Origin of the sequence: Xanthomonas prunicola (genome assembly GCF_025266575.1) — a bacterium.
GTDB lineage: Bacteria > Pseudomonadota > Gammaproteobacteria > Xanthomonadales > Xanthomonadaceae > Xanthomonas > Xanthomonas prunicola.
This window is the reverse complement of the sequence record NZ_CP096142.1, coordinates 1,627,110-1,641,463: the sequence shown is the minus strand read 5'-3', so window position 1 is coordinate 1,641,463 and position 14,354 is coordinate 1,627,110. Positions and strand designations below refer to the sequence as shown.

The 14,354-nt window shown below is 63.9% G+C and carries 12 protein-coding genes; 8 read left to right on the top strand and 4 right to left on the bottom strand.

Annotated elements, in window-relative coordinates; all coding sequences use genetic code 11:
• Nucleotides 1–68 precede the first annotated feature (68 nt).
• The 4 genes from M0D43_RS07125 (at nt 69) to lpxC (ending at nt 4,832) form a co-directional block, all read left to right on the top strand.
• Nucleotides 69–926 (top strand): cell division protein FtsQ/DivIB, encoded by an 858-nt coding sequence (locus tag M0D43_RS07125; protein WP_252164087.1) that lies wholly within the window; start codon nt 69–71, stop codon nt 924–926.
• Nucleotides 923–2,158, top strand: a complete 1,236-nt coding sequence (ftsA, locus tag M0D43_RS07120; RefSeq protein ID WP_003485272.1) for a cell division protein FtsA — start codon at nt 923–925, stop codon at nt 2,156–2,158. Before M0D43_RS07125 ends, ftsA begins: the two co-directional genes overlap by 4 nt.
• A gap of 283 nt (nt 2,159–2,441) precedes the next feature.
• Nucleotides 2,442–3,686 carry a cell division protein FtsZ gene (ftsZ, locus tag M0D43_RS07115; protein WP_252164086.1) on the top strand — a complete coding sequence of 415 codons (1,245 nt, stop codon included), beginning with the start codon at nt 2,442–2,444 and terminating at the stop codon, nt 3,684–3,686.
• A gap of 234 nt (nt 3,687–3,920) precedes the next feature.
• Entirely contained in the window at nt 3,921–4,832 is a 912-nt protein-coding gene (gene lpxC, locus M0D43_RS07110) for a UDP-3-O-acyl-N-acetylglucosamine deacetylase (protein ID WP_252164085.1), read from the top strand.
• A 186-nt stretch (nt 4,833–5,018) separates the two neighbouring features.
• On the opposite strand, the gene M0D43_RS07105 is transcribed toward lpxC, so the two are convergent.
• Nucleotides 5,019–5,465, bottom strand: coding sequence for a DciA family protein (locus M0D43_RS07105; RefSeq protein ID WP_252164084.1), 447 nt, complete (start codon nt 5,463–5,465; stop codon nt 5,019–5,021).
• Between M0D43_RS07105 and M0D43_RS07100 the strand changes: the two genes are divergently transcribed.
• From M0D43_RS07100 to M0D43_RS07085, 4 genes are all read left to right on the top strand, one after another.
• Nucleotides 5,466–6,407, top strand: a complete 942-nt coding sequence (locus tag M0D43_RS07100) for a M23 family metallopeptidase (RefSeq protein ID WP_260808055.1) — start codon at nt 5,466–5,468, stop codon at nt 6,405–6,407.
• A 156-nt stretch (nt 6,408–6,563) separates the two neighbouring features.
• Complete coding sequence (gene secA / locus M0D43_RS07095; RefSeq protein WP_252164082.1) at nt 6,564–9,302, top strand: preprotein translocase subunit SecA; 2,739 nt, start codon at nt 6,564–6,566, stop codon at nt 9,300–9,302.
• 450 nt (nt 9,303–9,752) lie between these two features.
• Nucleotides 9,753–10,121 carry a VOC family protein gene (locus tag M0D43_RS07090; protein ID WP_101362639.1) on the top strand — a complete coding sequence of 123 codons (369 nt, stop codon included), beginning with the start codon at nt 9,753–9,755 and terminating at the stop codon, nt 10,119–10,121.
• A gap of 144 nt (nt 10,122–10,265) precedes the next feature.
• Nucleotides 10,266–11,213 (top strand): Nudix family hydrolase, encoded by a 948-nt coding sequence (locus M0D43_RS07085; protein ID WP_252164081.1) that lies wholly within the window; start codon nt 10,266–10,268, stop codon nt 11,211–11,213.
• A 79-nt stretch (nt 11,214–11,292) separates the two neighbouring features.
• Here the strand turns inward: M0D43_RS07085 and M0D43_RS07080 are convergent, their stop codons facing one another.
• The 3 genes from M0D43_RS07080 to M0D43_RS07070 form a co-directional block, all read right to left on the bottom strand.
• Nucleotides 11,293–11,922: a hypothetical protein gene (locus M0D43_RS07080; protein ID WP_252164080.1), complete on the bottom strand. Its 630-nt coding sequence runs from the start codon at nt 11,920–11,922 to the stop codon at nt 11,293–11,295.
• Between the two features lie 148 nt (nt 11,923–12,070).
• On the bottom strand, nt 12,071–12,898 hold the full coding sequence (gene metF, locus M0D43_RS07075; RefSeq protein WP_252164079.1) for a methylenetetrahydrofolate reductase [NAD(P)H]: 828 nt from the start codon (nt 12,896–12,898) through the stop codon (nt 12,071–12,073).
• Nucleotides 12,899–12,937: 39 nt separating this feature from the next.
• Nucleotides 12,938–14,320, bottom strand: a complete 1,383-nt coding sequence (locus tag M0D43_RS07070; RefSeq protein WP_252164078.1) for a glycoside hydrolase family 2 TIM barrel-domain containing protein — start codon at nt 14,318–14,320, stop codon at nt 12,938–12,940.
• Nucleotides 14,321–14,354: the final 34 nt, after the last annotated feature.

Below are 14,354 nucleotides of genomic sequence, written 5' to 3'. Positions count from 1 at the left end.
GCAGCCAGTGCGCTGCTGTTGCCGATTGCCGATTGCCGATTGCCCATTCCCGCGCGCGGAGCGCGCGCATGAACGCCACCCTGCGCATTCTGGCCTGGTTGCTCGCGCTGGCGTTGGTCGCGCTGCCGGTGGTGGCTGTGCTCAATGGCTGGGTCGGTGCCGAGCGCTGGCCGCTGGCGAAGTTGCGCGTGTCCGGCGACTTCAAGCGAGTGCCGGCCGAAGAATTGCGTGCGGTGGTGTTGCCGTATGCGCGCGCAGGCTTTTTCGCGGTGAAGTTGCAGCAGGCGCAGGACGCCATCGCGCGTTTGCCGTGGGTGGAGAGTGCGCAGGTGCGCAAGCGCTGGCCGGACGTGCTGGAAGTGCACGTGACCGAGCACAAGCCGTTCGCGCGTTGGGGTACCGACCGCATGCTGTCCGAGCAGGGCCGGCTGTTTCGTACGCCGCCGCTGTTGAAGGACTTCAAATTGCCGCAACTGGGTGGCCCGGACAGCAAGACCCAGGATGTGGTGGCGCTGTACAACGAATCGCGCACCTTGTTTGCGCCGACCGGATTGGATGTGGAGCGTCTTGAAATGGACGCCCGCGGCAGCTGGTCGCTGGGCCTGAGCAATGGCGTGCAGATCGTGGTCGGCCGCGACGATGCACGCGCGCGACTGCAGCGCTTCGCGCGTGTGCTGCCGCAGCTGGCCGACCCGCAGCGCCCGATCGCCCGCGCCGATCTGCGCTACACCAACGGATTTACCGTCGAGCGCGCTCCCGGTGAGACGCCGCACGACAGCAAGAAACCCAAGAGCGCCACGCCGGTCACGCCCGCCGCGCCGCCTGCGGACGTGCATCCCGTCGCCACCCGTGTTCCGCAACGCCTGATCGATCGTCTGGCCTGCGCGCTTCCGTCATTTACTCTTCAACGCAGTCTGCATACATGAATCGCAAAGGCGACAAATCCCTCATCGTTGGACTGGACATCGGCACCTCCAAGGTCGTTGCGCTGGTCGGCGAATACTCGCCCGGCAATCCGATCGAAGTGATCGGCATCGGTTCGCATGAATCGCGTGGTCTCAAGCGCGGCGTGGTGGTGGACATCGAATCCACCGTGCAGTCGATCCAGCGCGCGGTGGAAGAAGCCGAGCTGATGGCCGGCTGTGAAATCCGCTCGGTGTACGCATCGATTTCCGGCAACCATGTGCAGTGCAAGAACTCGCCCGGCATCGTGCCGATCCGCGATGGCGAAGTGACCTGGAGCGATCTGGAGCGCGTGCTCGACGCCGCCAAGGCCGTGGCCATTCCTGCCGACCAGCGCATCCTGCATGCGATCCCGCGCGAGTACGTGCTGGACGATTCGCAGGAAGGCATCCGTAACCCGGTCGGCATGACCGGTGTACGCCTGGAGGTGCACGCGCATCTGGTGGTGTGCGCGCAGTCGGCGGCCGCCAACATCACCAAGTGTGTGCAGAAGTGCGGCCTGCAGGTCGACGATCTGGTGCTGTCGTCGCTGGCTTCCAGCGTGGCGGTATTGACCGCCGACGAGCGCGAACTGGGCGTGGTGCTGGTGGACATCGGCGCCGGCACCACCGACCTTGCGGTCTACGTGCAGGGCGCGATCTGCCATACCGCCTCGCTGCCGATTGCCGGCGACCACGTCACCAACGACATCGCGCACATGCTGCGTACGCCCACCCCGGAAGCCGAGCAGATCAAGGTACGCTACGCCTGTGCGCTGGCGCAGCTGGCCACCGCCGAAGAAAGCATCCAGGTGCCGTCGGTGGGCGACCGCCCGCCGCGCCGCATGCCGCGTCATGCACTCGCGCAGGCAGTGCAGGGCCGTTACGAAGAAATCTTCGAGATGGTGCAGGCCGAACTGCGCCGTTCCGGCTTCGAAGAAATGGTGCGCGCCGGCATGGTGCTCACCGGTGGCGCGTCGAAAATGGAAGGCGTGGTGGAACTGGCCGAAGAAATGCTGCAGATGCCGGTGCGTGTGGGCATTCCGCAGCACGTCACTGGCTTGGGCGAAGTGGTGGGCAACCCGGTGCACGCCTCCGGCGTTGGCCTGTTGCTGATGGGTAGCCAGATCGAACATCCGCGTCGCCCGTCGATTCCGACCGGGCGCGCAGGAAGCTTGTTCAAGAAATTGAAGAACTGGTATCGCGGGGAATTCTGAGGAATCGGGATTCGAGAATTGGTTGAAGCAAAGGCAAAGCGGTTGCGGCAGGTTTGAGTGGAGAGCGGTGAGAGCGGGCAGGGCGTAATTTTTTGTGGTTCCGCCGAGGAAAGTGGTGGTTGGCGTGGAGATGATTCGCTGTTGCGATTCCCCATTCCCGACTCCCGATTCCCGGCATTCAAACAACAACATTCGCCGACATGCGGGTGTTGGGCTGGCGAACGGAGCAATCCGATTCCCCATTCCCGATTCCCCATTCACGGCATCTAAAGAGGACACTGACATGGCACATTTCGAACTGATTGAAAAAATGGCTCCCAACGCGGTCATCAAGGTGGTTGGCGTCGGCGGTGGCGGTGGCAATGCCGTCGCACACATGGTCAACACCAACGTCGATGGCGTGGAATTCATCACCGCCAACACCGACTCGCAGGCGATCAAGAACTGCGGCGCCAAGCTGCAGCTGCAGCTTGGCACCAACGTCACCAAGGGCCTGGGCGCAGGCGCGAATCCGGAAGTCGGCCGTCAGGCGGCGCTGGAAGATCGCGAGCGCATCATGGACGCGCTGCAGGGTGCGGACATGGTGTTCATCACCGCCGGCATGGGCGGCGGCACCGGCACCGGCGCAGCCCCCGTGGTGGCGCAGCTGGCCAAGGAAATGGGCATCCTGACCGTGGCTGTGGTCACCAAGCCGTTCCCGTTCGAAGGTCGCCGCCGCATGCAGGTTGCGCTGAAGGGCATCGAGGAACTGAGCCAGCATTGCGACTCGCTGATCACCATCCCCAATGAAAAGCTGATCACCGTGCTGGGCCGCAACGCCACCATGATTCAGGCGTTCCGCGCTGCCAACGACGTGCTGCAGGGCGCCGTGCAGGGCATCGCCGATCTGATCGTGCGTCCGGGTCTGATCAACGTCGACTTCGCCGACGTGCGCACCGTGATGTCGGAAATGGGCCTGGCCATGATGGGCACCGGTTCGGCACGCGGCGACGATCGCGCGCAGGCCGCTGCCGAAGCCGCCATCCAGAATCCGCTGCTGGACGATGTGAACCTGGCCGGTGCCAACGGCATCCTGGTCAACATCACCGCCGGCCCGGACTTCACCATGTCCGAGTTCGACGAGATCGGCCGCACCATCGAAGCCTTCGCGTCCGAAGATGCCACCGTGGTGGTCGGTACCGTGCTCGACCCGGACATGCAGGACGAAGTGCGCGTGACCGTGGTGGCCACCGGCCTGAACCGTGCGGTTGCCCGCCAGAGCCAGCGTCCGGATCAGCGCGCGCCGATCAAGCTGGTGCGCAACGCCACCACCGGCCAGCCGGAATTCGGCGACTTCGACACCACCAGCGGAGACGCGGTGTCCAAGGCCGTCGGCGGCAGCATGGGCCTGGGCCTGCGCCGTCCGAGCAGCGACTCGGTCGGCAGCGGCAGCGGCAACCACACCAGCGGCGGCTCTTCGGCGCCGGCGGCTGACCTGCCCAACGATTACCTGGATATCCCGGCGTTCCTGCGCCGCCAGGCCGACTAAGGAGCGTCGGCTGCGTCGCTACGGTGACGCAGCCCGTCCCGCCCCGGAGTCCGCTTCGGGTTGCACCGCCATGTCATGTCATTCCTGCCGGATCGGTGCCGATCCGGCAGCTTTTGTAAGCGTGACCGGGTGATTACAGTTCCCGTCACGCGCGACTTGTTAAAATTCGGATAATCTCCGCGGATTAGACAGCCGGTTCAGCGTCTGTCTGCATTGTTCAGCCAGACTTCGCATATGACCCAGCAACGCACTCTCAAGAACACCATTCGCGCCACCGGCGTCGGCCTGCATAGCGGCGACAAGGTGTATATGACGCTAAGACCGGCTCCGGTCGATCACGGCGTGGTGTTCCGACGTGTGGATCTGGAACCGATCGTCGAAGTCCCTGCCGATGCCGAGCTGGTCACCGAGACTACGCTGTGCACTGGCCTGACCTGCAACGGTGCCAAGATCCAGACCGTCGAGCACCTGATGTCGGCACTGGCCGGCCTGGGTGTGGACAATGTCATCGTCGAACTGTCCTCGGCCGAGTTGCCGATCATGGATGGGTCCTCCGGTCCGTTCGTGTTCCTGCTGCAGTCGGCAGGCATCGTCGAACAGAGCAAGCCCAAGCGCTTCATCCGGATCAAGCAGACGGTGGAAGTGCGCGAGGGCGACAAGGTGGCGCGCTTTGAGCCGTACGCAGGCTACAAGCTGGGCTTTACCATCGAATTCAATCACCCGATGATCCCGGCCAAGCAATCGCGCCAGGAAATCGAGTTCTCCACCTCGGCGTACGTCAAGGAAATCTCGCGTGCGCGCACCTTCGGTTTCATGCGCGACCTTGAGTACATGCGCGAGCGCAATCTGGGTCTGGGCGGGTCGATGGACAACGCCATCGTGCTGGACGAGTTCCGCGTCCTCAACGAAGACGGCCTGCGCTACACCAACGAATTCGTACGGCACAAGATTCTGGATGCCATCGGCGACCTGTATCTGGCCGGCGGCGCCATCCTCGGTGCTTACGAAGGCTTCAAATCTGGCCACGCGCTCAACAACAAACTAGTGCGTGCGCTGTTGGCCGACCAGGCCGCCTGGGAATGGGTCAGCTTCCCGGAAGGCACCGAGCAACCGCCAGTCACCTACGCCAGCCCTGTCTACGTGTAGTGTCAGGGAATGCCCTGGTTGGCGCTTGAAGTGTGAACTGTATCGTATTTCAGGTCCATTCTTAACATTTATTTAAGGTTTCTCTAACTCCTGCGGGCCACATGCCCGCTAGGATGCGTCGGGTCGTGCGCGGCCTTCGCAACTCTTTCACGCACTGGCGGCCGCTCTGGATGAGCGGCGAGGACCTTACCGCTTGGTCGGTAAGACGTCCTGCAAGGAAGCCAATGCGTCGCGCAAACCTTTGTGCGTCGCCTCGGACACGGGTTTGGGACGGTCGCGGTTCTGCTGCGTTGGGGAATGCAGCGGCACGGTTGCGGTCTTGACAGTCACTGCGGTGGCCTTCAGTCCGACGGATCGGGCGGCATCCAGGATTTGGGTTTCGGCAAGCCGCACCTTGGCATGCCAGACCGGCGAATCCACCAGAAAAACGAGCTGTTCGCCTCGGACATTGGCTAACCGGCAACGGGTGGCCAGATGAGGTGGTAACAGGGGGCGCAACTGCCGGTCCATCGCATCGAGCCACAAGGCTCGGCGCAAGGGGTCGCCAGCCTTTTCCCCCAGCGCGGCCTCGATGGCCGGTTGTGGAGTGGAAGGGTGACGTGCGTTGGACTTGGGCTTGGACATGACACTCATATGGCGTTGAACAAAGTTGTAATCAAATCTCGCGAGACCCGGGTGCAGCGTATGGCCCGACAGTTCCAGGGTTTTGCAGCGGATCGGCCGATGGTGGTGCTTGGTGCGGTACTGGGCCTTGGCATGCTGATCGGCGTTGGCGCAAGCACCGCCACCGGCATGGTGACCAATTCCGCGCTGCAGGCCAAGGTTGCGCAGCAACAGGCCGAGCTGGCCCAGGCGCAGCGCGCCTCGCAGGCACAGGTCAATGCACTGGCCGCCCGTCTGGGCGAGCTGCAGGCGCAGGCCACCCGCCTTAACGCGTTGGGCGAGCGCCTGACCGAGATGGGCAAGTTGAAGGACGGCGAGTTCGACTTCGACGAGCCGGTCGGCGTCGGTGGCGGCGATGAGCCGGTCAGCGACATGCCGGTGAAGGAGCTCAAGGAGACGCTCGGGCAAGTGGAGCAGCAGTTCTCCGCCTCCGGCCAGCAACTGAATGTGTTGGCCTCGCTGATGTTCGATCATCAGCTTGAGCAGAATTCGGTGCCTTCGCGGATGCCGATCCGCAACACCTATATCACCTCGGGCTTTGGCGGTCGCGCCGATCCGTTCGACGGTGGTTCGGCCTTCCACAAGGGTGTGGACTTCCACGCCAACGTGGGCGACCCGGTGATGGCCGTCGCCGATGGCGTGGTCAGCTACGCCGGCGTGCGCGGCGGCTACGGCAACGTGGTCGAAGTGGATCACGGCAATGGCTATGTGACCCGCTACGCGCACAACTCGCGCCTGGTGGTGAAGGTGGGCGATCTGGTGCGCGCCGGCCAGCAGGTTGCGCGTGCCGGCTCCAGTGGTCGCTCCACCGGCGCACATGTGCATTTCGAGGTGTGGGCGGACGGGCGCGTGGTCAATCCGCGCAAGTTCCTGGGCGATACCACGCCGGTGGGCCGCCGCGGGCGCGGTTGACGAAGGCGCGGGCCGCGCTTGATTCGTGAAGGCCCGCCCCAAGCTACAATAGGGTGTTGCCATCGACAGGGCGCAGTGCGCCCTGTTTCGTTTACGGCGGCCGGGTCTGTGGGGACCGGCGTCGGTCAAACCGTTCCTTTTCAACCGGTTTCTTCAATGATCAACAGTCTGCTTACCCGTGTCTTTGGCAGTCGTAACGAACGCCAGCTGCGCCAGCTCAACCGCCTCGTCACCCAGATCAATGCGCTGGAGTCGACGATCGAGAAGCTCTCCGACGCCGAGCTGCAAGCCAAGACCCCGGAGTTCAAGCAGCGGCTTGCCGCCGGCGAGTCCCTGGACAAGATTCTTCCCGAAGCCTTTGCAGTGTGTCGCGAGGCCAGCCGCCGCGTGCTCGGCATGCGCCATTACGACGTGCAGCTGATCGGCGGCATGGTGCTGCATCTGGGCAAGATCGCCGAGATGCGCACCGGCGAAGGCAAGACCCTGGTGGCCACGCTGCCGGTGTACCTCAACGCACTGCAGGGCGAGGGCGTGCACGTGGTCACTGTCAACGACTACCTGGCGCGCCGCGATGCCGCGCAGATGGGCAAGTTGTACAACTGGCTGGGCCTGAGCGTGGGCGTGGTGTACCCGGGGATGCCGCATAGCGACAAGCGCGAAGCCTACGGCAGCGACATCACCTACGGCACCAATAACGAATTCGGCTTCGACTACCTGCGCGACAACATGGCGCTGTCGCGCGCCGACCGTTACCAGCGCAATCTGCATTACGCGATCGTCGACGAAGTCGATTCGATCCTGATCGACGAAGCGCGCACCCCGCTGATCATCTCCGGCCCGGCCGACGAATCGCCGGAGCTGTACATCCGCGTCAACCGCATCGTGCCGCAGCTGACCAAGCAGGAAAGCGAAGAGAGCGAGGGCGATTACTGGATCGATGAGAAGGGCAAGCAGGTGCATCTGTCCGAGGCGGGCATGGGCCACGCCGAGGAACTGCTGATGCAGGCCGGCATCCTGGAAAACGCCGAAGACGGCCTGTACGCCGCGCAAAACCTGAGCGTGGTGCATCACCTCAACGCGGCGCTGCGTGCGCATGCGATCTATCAGCGCGACGTGGATTACATCGTGCGCGATGGCGAAGTGGTGATCGTGGACGAATTCACCGGACGTACGCTATCCGGGCGTCGCTGGTCCGACGGTCTGCATCAGGCGGTCGAAGCGAAGGAAGGCGTACCGGTACAGCGCGAGAACCAGACGCTGGCCAGCATTACCTTCCAGAACCTGTTCCGCATGTACAAGAAGCTGTCCGGCATGACCGGTACGGCCGACACCGAAGCCTACGAATTCCAGAGCATCTACGGCCTGGAAGTGGTGGTGATTCCGACCAACCGCCCGACCGTGCGCAAGGACCATCCGGACCAGGTGTTCCTCAACCGCAAGGGCAAGTTCAACGCGGTGCTGGCCGATATCGAAGACTGCGCCAAGCGCGGCCAACCGGTGCTGGTGGGTACCACCTCGATCGAAACCTCGGAGATGCTGTCCGAGCACCTGCGCAAGGCCGGGGTGAAGCACGAAGTGCTCAACGCCAAGCAGCACGAGCGCGAAGCCACCATTGTTGCCAACGCCGGCCAGCCGGGCGCGGTGACCATCGCCACCAACATGGCCGGTCGCGGTACCGACATCGTGCTGGGCGGTTCGTTGGAAACCGAACTGCATGCCATGGGCGACGACATCAGCGACGAGCAGCGCTTCGCTGCCAAGACCGAATGGCAGCGTCGTCATGACGCGGTCAAGGCCGCCGGCGGACTGCACATCATCGGTACCGAACGCCACGAATCACGCCGTATCGACAACCAGTTACGTGGTCGTGCCGGTCGTCAGGGCGACCCGGGTTCGTCGCGCTTCTATTTGTCGCTGGAAGACAATTTGATGCGCATCTTCGCTTCGGACTGGGTCCAGAAGGCGATGCGCATGATGGGCATGAAAGAAGACGACGTCATCGAAGACCGCCTGGTCAGCCGGCAGATCGAGAAGGCGCAGCGCAAGGTGGAAGCGCACAACTTCGACATCCGCAAAAACTTGCTGGACTTCGACGACGTCAACAACGATCAGCGCAAGGTGATCTACGCCCAACGCGATGAATTGCTGGACGCCGAATCGGTCAAGGACAACGTCGACGGCATCCGCGGTGATGTGATCTATGACCTGGTCGCGCGCTTCGTGCCGCCCAATTCGGTCGACGAGCAGTGGGACCTGAAGGGCCTGGAAGCCACGCTGGAGTCGGAGCTGGGCATGAGCTTGTCGCTGACCGACATGGTGCGCACGCAAGAAGAGATCGATGCCGAGCAGATCGCCGCCAAGGTACAGACGGCGGTGGATGCGCACTTCGCCGAGAAGGAAGCGGCCGTGGGCAACGACACCATGCGCGCGCTGGAAAAACATGTGATGCTGACCGTGCTCGATCAGGGCTGGAAGGAGCATCTGGCCAAGATGGATTACCTGCGCCAGGGCATCTATCTGCGCGGTTATGCACAGAAGCAGCCCAAGCAGGAATACAAGAAGGAAGCCTTCGAGCTGTTCTCCGAGATGCTGGAAAACGTCAAGCGCGAGGTGATCAACTTGCTGGCGCGCGTGCGCATCCGCAGCGAAGAAGAAGTGGCCGAACTGGAAGAGCAGGAACGTCTTCAGGCGCAGGCGCGCTTGATGGCCTCTCAGTTCCAGCACCAGGAGGCGGGCGGCTACGGCGCCGACGAGGAAGTGGAGCAGATGCAGGGCGGCAACGCACCGGTCCCGGTCTCGCAGGTCACCCGCGACGAGCCCAAAGTCGGCCGTAACGATCCGTGCCCGTGCGGCAGCGGCAAGAAGTACAAGCACTGCCACGGTCAACTCAGCTGATGCTGAGTTGACCGTGGTGCAGCCCGCTTGGCGGGCTGCACACCAGACGCCCGCGTAGCGGACGCCTGGTGCGCGCTCCTTGCTTCCGATCCCCGCGCCCTTGGCGCGCCCCCTTACCAAGGGGGCTCTGCTTACGGATGGGATTCGCTGGAGCTGCTGATGAGCAGGTCATGGAGTGTCGGAGGCCGGGTGCAATGCCCCGCCGGGACCTCGTACCCTTGTCTAGCTCCCTGCCAACGGCATTGCCTGCATCGTTGCCAGGCAAGGTCGACAACCACGGCGTAGACACTGGAAGCGTCCGCGAGCTGTCTTGCGGTGGGCCTGGGCAGGGCAGGCCAGCCAAGCGTTGTCCATCTCTTGTGGCGCCAACGGCGCCTTCCGCATACAAGCGTCTCCGCCGGTGCCACTGCGGGGCGTATGCTCGATCCACGTCCTGCGTGGAGTGCGGTCATGGCACTGCTGTCCAGCCAGCAATTGAAGGTGTTCGTGCCTGCACGCGACTACGCGGTGTCGCAGCGGTTCTATCGTGCGCTGGGATTCGTGCAGGAGGACGAGGTGGGCAACGTGACCTGCTTTCGGCACGGTGCGCACTGTGCGTTCTTGCTGCAGGATTTCTATCTGCGCGAGCTGGCCGAGAACCTGATGCTTCATCTGTGGGTGGACGATGCCGACGGGTGGTGGCAGCACGTGCACGACCTGGGGTTGGATGAGCAATTCGGTGTGAGCTTTAGTGCGCCGGAAGATCGGCCATGGGGGGCGCGCGATTTCACCCTGCACGATCCCAGCGGTGTGCTGTGGCGGATCGGGCAGCCGTTGTAGGCGTGAATCGGGAATGGGGAGTGGGGAATTGCAAAAGCGGGCATGGTGCGCGCTTCAATCAATCCCCAATCCCTAATCCCTAATCCCTAATCCCGGCCTTCAGGCGATTGCGCTGAATGGCTCACTCGCGGCACTCTTGCGGCCATGCCTGATTCTCTTCGATCCATTCACGTCGTTGCCGGCGTGATCACCGACCCCCGCGGACGCATCCTGCTGACCCGCCGTACCGAAACCCGTGATATGCCTGGCCTGTGGGAATTCCCGGGCGGCAAGCGCGAGCCTGGCGAAACCTCCGAACAGGCGTTGGTGCGCGAGCTCAACGAAGAGCTCGGCATCGAAGCGCAGGTGGGCGACTGGGTGATGGATGTGCCGCAGCTGTATCCGGACAAGCGACTGCGTCTGGAAGTGCGTCACATCACCGCCTGGAAAGGCAGCCCGCGCGGCCGCGAAGGTCAGGCCATGACCTGGGTGGCTGCAGACAAGCTGACCCGCTATTCGATGCCGCCTGCTGACGTGCCGGTAGTGGGTGTGCTGCGCCAGCCCGACCGTTACCTGATCACGCCCGAACCGGAGGATGATGTTCGCTGGCTGGAAGGCCTGCAGCGCGCATTGCAGAACGGCATGACGCGGATCCAGCTGCGTGCGCAGCATCTTGCGCCTGCGCGTTGGCAGGCGATGTTGCAGCAGGTCATGCGCTTGCGTGGCCGCGCGCGCGCGCAGCTGCTGCTCAATCGCGATATCGCGCTGGCCAGCGCGCTTGGCATCGGCGTGCATCTGGGATCGGAGCAGTTGGCTGGTTTGCAGGAACGCCCGCTGCCCGCAGAACAACCAGTGGCGGCTTCTTGCCATGGCTTGGACGACCTGCGCCACGCACAACGGATCGGTTGCGACTTCGCGGTGCTGGGGCCGGTGCAGGCCACCGCATCGCATCCGGGCGCCACACCAATCGGATGGGACGGTTTCGAAACCTTGCGCGAACAGGTCTCGCTGCCGCTCTACGCGCTTGGCGGCATGCAGGTTGAAGATGTGCGCGAGGCGCGCTCGCATGGGGCGCAGGGCATCGCGGCAATTCGGTCGCTATGGCCGCAATGACTGCAATGACTGCAATGACGCTGGTGGTGTTCGGCCATCCTGCTGCGGTCCCATGCAACCGGGCGATACACCTAGGGCGCTAAAACGTCACCCAAAAGCAGTTGTATTGCCGGTGCAGCCGCAGCACGCTGCGCGCGGGCGTGCCGCTGGCGAGGTTCTGTTCCAGCCGAAGTCCCCAGGGGCGCGGGCGGCTGGGCGGGGTCGGAAGTGGCGCATCAATGGTGCTGCCATCCAGCGACGGTGTGGGTGCGGTGGTGTCTGCGTCCCAGGTCGGGGTGTCGCTTTGCGGATACATCGGCACGATCTCCAGCAACGGACGCTGCACGATGGCCTCCAGCCGGCTCAGCACCCGATTGGCGGCGGCATCAGATTGCCCGCTCCACAGATACAGGCTGGACAGGCGGTTGACGTCGCGGCTGTCGACCGCCAATTGCAGCAACGACACCAGTTCGCTCAGCCGTCGCGGGCAGCCGTAGCGATACAGGCCGGTATTGCCCTGCGGGCGGATGGCGGGCGGCGCGCGGCTGGCCGCGTCAACGTCTTCGCAGCGCCGATCGGTGAACATGGTTTGCCCGTCCGGCGAGACGCAGCGATGGATCTCCTGCGCGTGCACACGTGCGGCGGGACAGGCGCAGAGCAATAGCAGCAGGGGCAGAAGACGAGGCATCAGCGCAGCGTAGCCGGGCGCGTGTGAGCTGGCGAGAGACACGTGCGCTGGCGCTGGGTGACGACTGGCTGTGTCGCAGTCAATGTCGGCAGCCCGCGTTGCGACCCAAGCCTTCGGCTGTGGTGCGCGAGATGCGCTTTTGTGGTGCAAGGCCTGTCTCCAAGCGCGCACCGCCATCCGAGGCAGACGCTCAGCGCCCGAGCAGCTGCAACACCTGTGTGGTCGGTTTGGCTAGATTGAGCGTATAGAAGTGCAATGCCGGCGCGCCGCCCGCGATCAGTCGCGCGCACAAGGCCGCCACGACTTCTGCGCCAAACGCGCGCACCGCGTCAGTGTCGTCGCCGTAGGACTGCATCTTCTTGCCGATCCAGCGCGGAATCTCTGCGCCGCATTGTTCGGAAAATCGACGTAGCTGTGAGAAGTTGGAGATCGGCATGATGCCGGGAATGATCGGCACCTCCACGCCCATGCGCTGTACCGCGTCGCGGAAATGGAAGTAGGCATCGGCGTTGTAGAAATACTGCGTAATCGCCGCATCGGCACCGGCATCGACCTTGGCTTTGAAATAGCGCAGGTCGCTCAAGGCATCGACCGCTTGCGGGTGGGTCTCGGGATAGGCGCCCACCTCGATCCGAAATGCATCGCCATGCTCGGCGCGAATGAAGGCGATCAGATCCGAGGCGTAACGCAGGTCGCCCGGATGGCCCATGCCCGAGGGCAGGTCGCCACGCAGCGCGACGATGCGGGTACAGCCGATCGCCTGGTACAACTTGAGCAGTTCGCGAATCTCCTGCCGGCTGCCGCCGACGCAGGACAGATGCGGCGCCGCTTCGAAGCCATGCTTCTGCTTGAGGTGGCGTACCGTTTCGGAGGTGTAGCTGAGCGTTGAGCCGCCAGCGCCGAAGGTGCACGACACATACTCTGGCGCGTAGCCCTTCAACCTGGCTGCGGTGCGGTCCAGTTGCGCGCGCTGGTCATCGGTTTTGGGCGGGTAGAACTCGAAACTGAGAGGCGTCATCGCGGCGGGTCCGGCAGATCGTGCGGGCATAATATCGCTTCATCGCGATGAATGCATATTTGATTGCGGGAGTTCCGATTCGCGCTGCACCGATGCTGGATGCGACGGCAGTACGCGGAACGGCAGATTGGCGTAACCGGCGCTGCCGGCGTCGTCGTGGACTTCAACGAACAAGCGGTAGTTGCCTGGCGATGGCGCGGTCAGGCGGACCGCGCCGCCGATATCAGGCACGTCGTTGCGATCATCACCAGCGGGAGCCGGCTCAAGCTTGGCATCGACCAGCGGTGGCAACGTCTCGGGGTCGCCGCCGATGCTGCGCGCCGTGCTTTCGGTGCGCACATGCCAGTCGTAGCGCAATACGGATGCGCCGCTGGCGTGAACGCTCGCGGTGACGGTCTGGCCCGGGTAAAGACTCACGCTGTCGGTCGCGCGCTGGCCATCCAGCATCAGCGCCGACACCGCTGGCGCACGCGTGGCCGGCCACTGCCCGGTCCACAGCAGTTGCAACGTGTCCACGCTGGGCGTGGCTTCGCCCGAGGGCAGGAACAGGCCATACCAGGTGGGCGTGCGCTCCTGCTTGTCGCCCCACAGGAATACAAACGATCCCAGCCCCTGGTGGGTGTCGCTGGCGATGTAGGTGCGGTAACGCTGTTCCAGCAACAGCGCCTTGCGCGTGCTGTCGGCTTCGATCGGTGCGCCCCAGCGGGTGGTCGGCGATTCCCAATGCCCGGTGGGGCCCCACTCGGTGACCACGTAGGGGCCATGCCACTGGCTATCGCGCAGTTTCTGCGGCAGCGCTGCGATATCGCCGTAAAGCTGCACGGCAATCAGGTCCAATGCCGGTGCGCGCGTCTTGAGCTGGTCGATCAGCTGTTTGTCGAAGCCGGCCAACGTGGTGGTGACCGGGTGGTCCGGATCGACGGCGTGGATCGCCTGGGCGATCTCGCCGACCGCGTTCCACACCTTGGGATTGGTGTAATCCAAATTGAGCTCGTTACCGACCACCCACATCAACACCGCCGGATGCGCCGCCGATTGCCGCACCTGCGCAAGGATGCGCTGCAGTTGCTGCTGCACGGCGGCCGCATCGTCGTAATCGAAGCCATGTCGCTGGTTGCCGACCTCAATGCCGACCGCCACCTTCAAGCCATTGCGCTGCGCGCGGTCGAGCATGGCGCGCTGGCGTTGCGGGTCAGCGTCCACGCGCCAGGTGCGCAATGCGTTGCCACCGCGTGCGGCCAGTGTCTCCATGCTGCCATTGCCCAGACCGGCGCCCTTGATCACGAAAGGGGCGCCATCCACCAACAGGCGATAGCCGTCTGCTTCCTGCGCAATGCGCACCTGCGCCGCGCGTGCGGGCGTGGCGGCGGACAGTGCGAGCAGGCAGATGACGGTGATGCGCATACCCCACGGCAACTGCATGGCGACTCCTTGTGGCTAGCAATACGCCAGCATA

Coding starts and splice junctions, on each gene's coding strand:
- secA (WP_252164082.1), top strand. CDS start 6,564: ATGATCAACAGTCTGCTTACCCGTGTCTTTGGCAGTCGTAACGAACGC.
- M0D43_RS07070 (WP_252164078.1), bottom strand. CDS start 14,320: ATGCAGTTGCCGTGGGGTATGCGCATCACCGTCATCTGCCTGCTCGCA.
- ftsA (WP_003485272.1), top strand. CDS start 923: ATGAATCGCAAAGGCGACAAATCCCTCATCGTTGGACTGGACATCGGC.
- M0D43_RS07105 (WP_252164084.1), bottom strand. CDS start 5,465: ATGAGTGTCATGTCCAAGCCCAAGTCCAACGCACGTCACCCTTCCACT.
- M0D43_RS07100 (WP_260808055.1), top strand. CDS start 5,466: ATGGCGTTGAACAAAGTTGTAATCAAATCTCGCGAGACCCGGGTGCAG.
- M0D43_RS07085 (WP_252164081.1), top strand. CDS start 10,266: ATGCCTGATTCTCTTCGATCCATTCACGTCGTTGCCGGCGTGATCACC.
- ftsZ (WP_252164086.1), top strand. CDS start 2,442: ATGGCACATTTCGAACTGATTGAAAAAATGGCTCCCAACGCGGTCATC.
- metF (WP_252164079.1), bottom strand. CDS start 12,898: ATGACGCCTCTCAGTTTCGAGTTCTACCCGCCCAAAACCGATGACCAG.
- lpxC (WP_252164085.1), top strand. CDS start 3,921: ATGACCCAGCAACGCACTCTCAAGAACACCATTCGCGCCACCGGCGTC.
- M0D43_RS07125 (WP_252164087.1), top strand. CDS start 69: ATGAACGCCACCCTGCGCATTCTGGCCTGGTTGCTCGCGCTGGCGTTG.
- M0D43_RS07090 (WP_101362639.1), top strand. CDS start 9,753: ATGGCACTGCTGTCCAGCCAGCAATTGAAGGTGTTCGTGCCTGCACGC.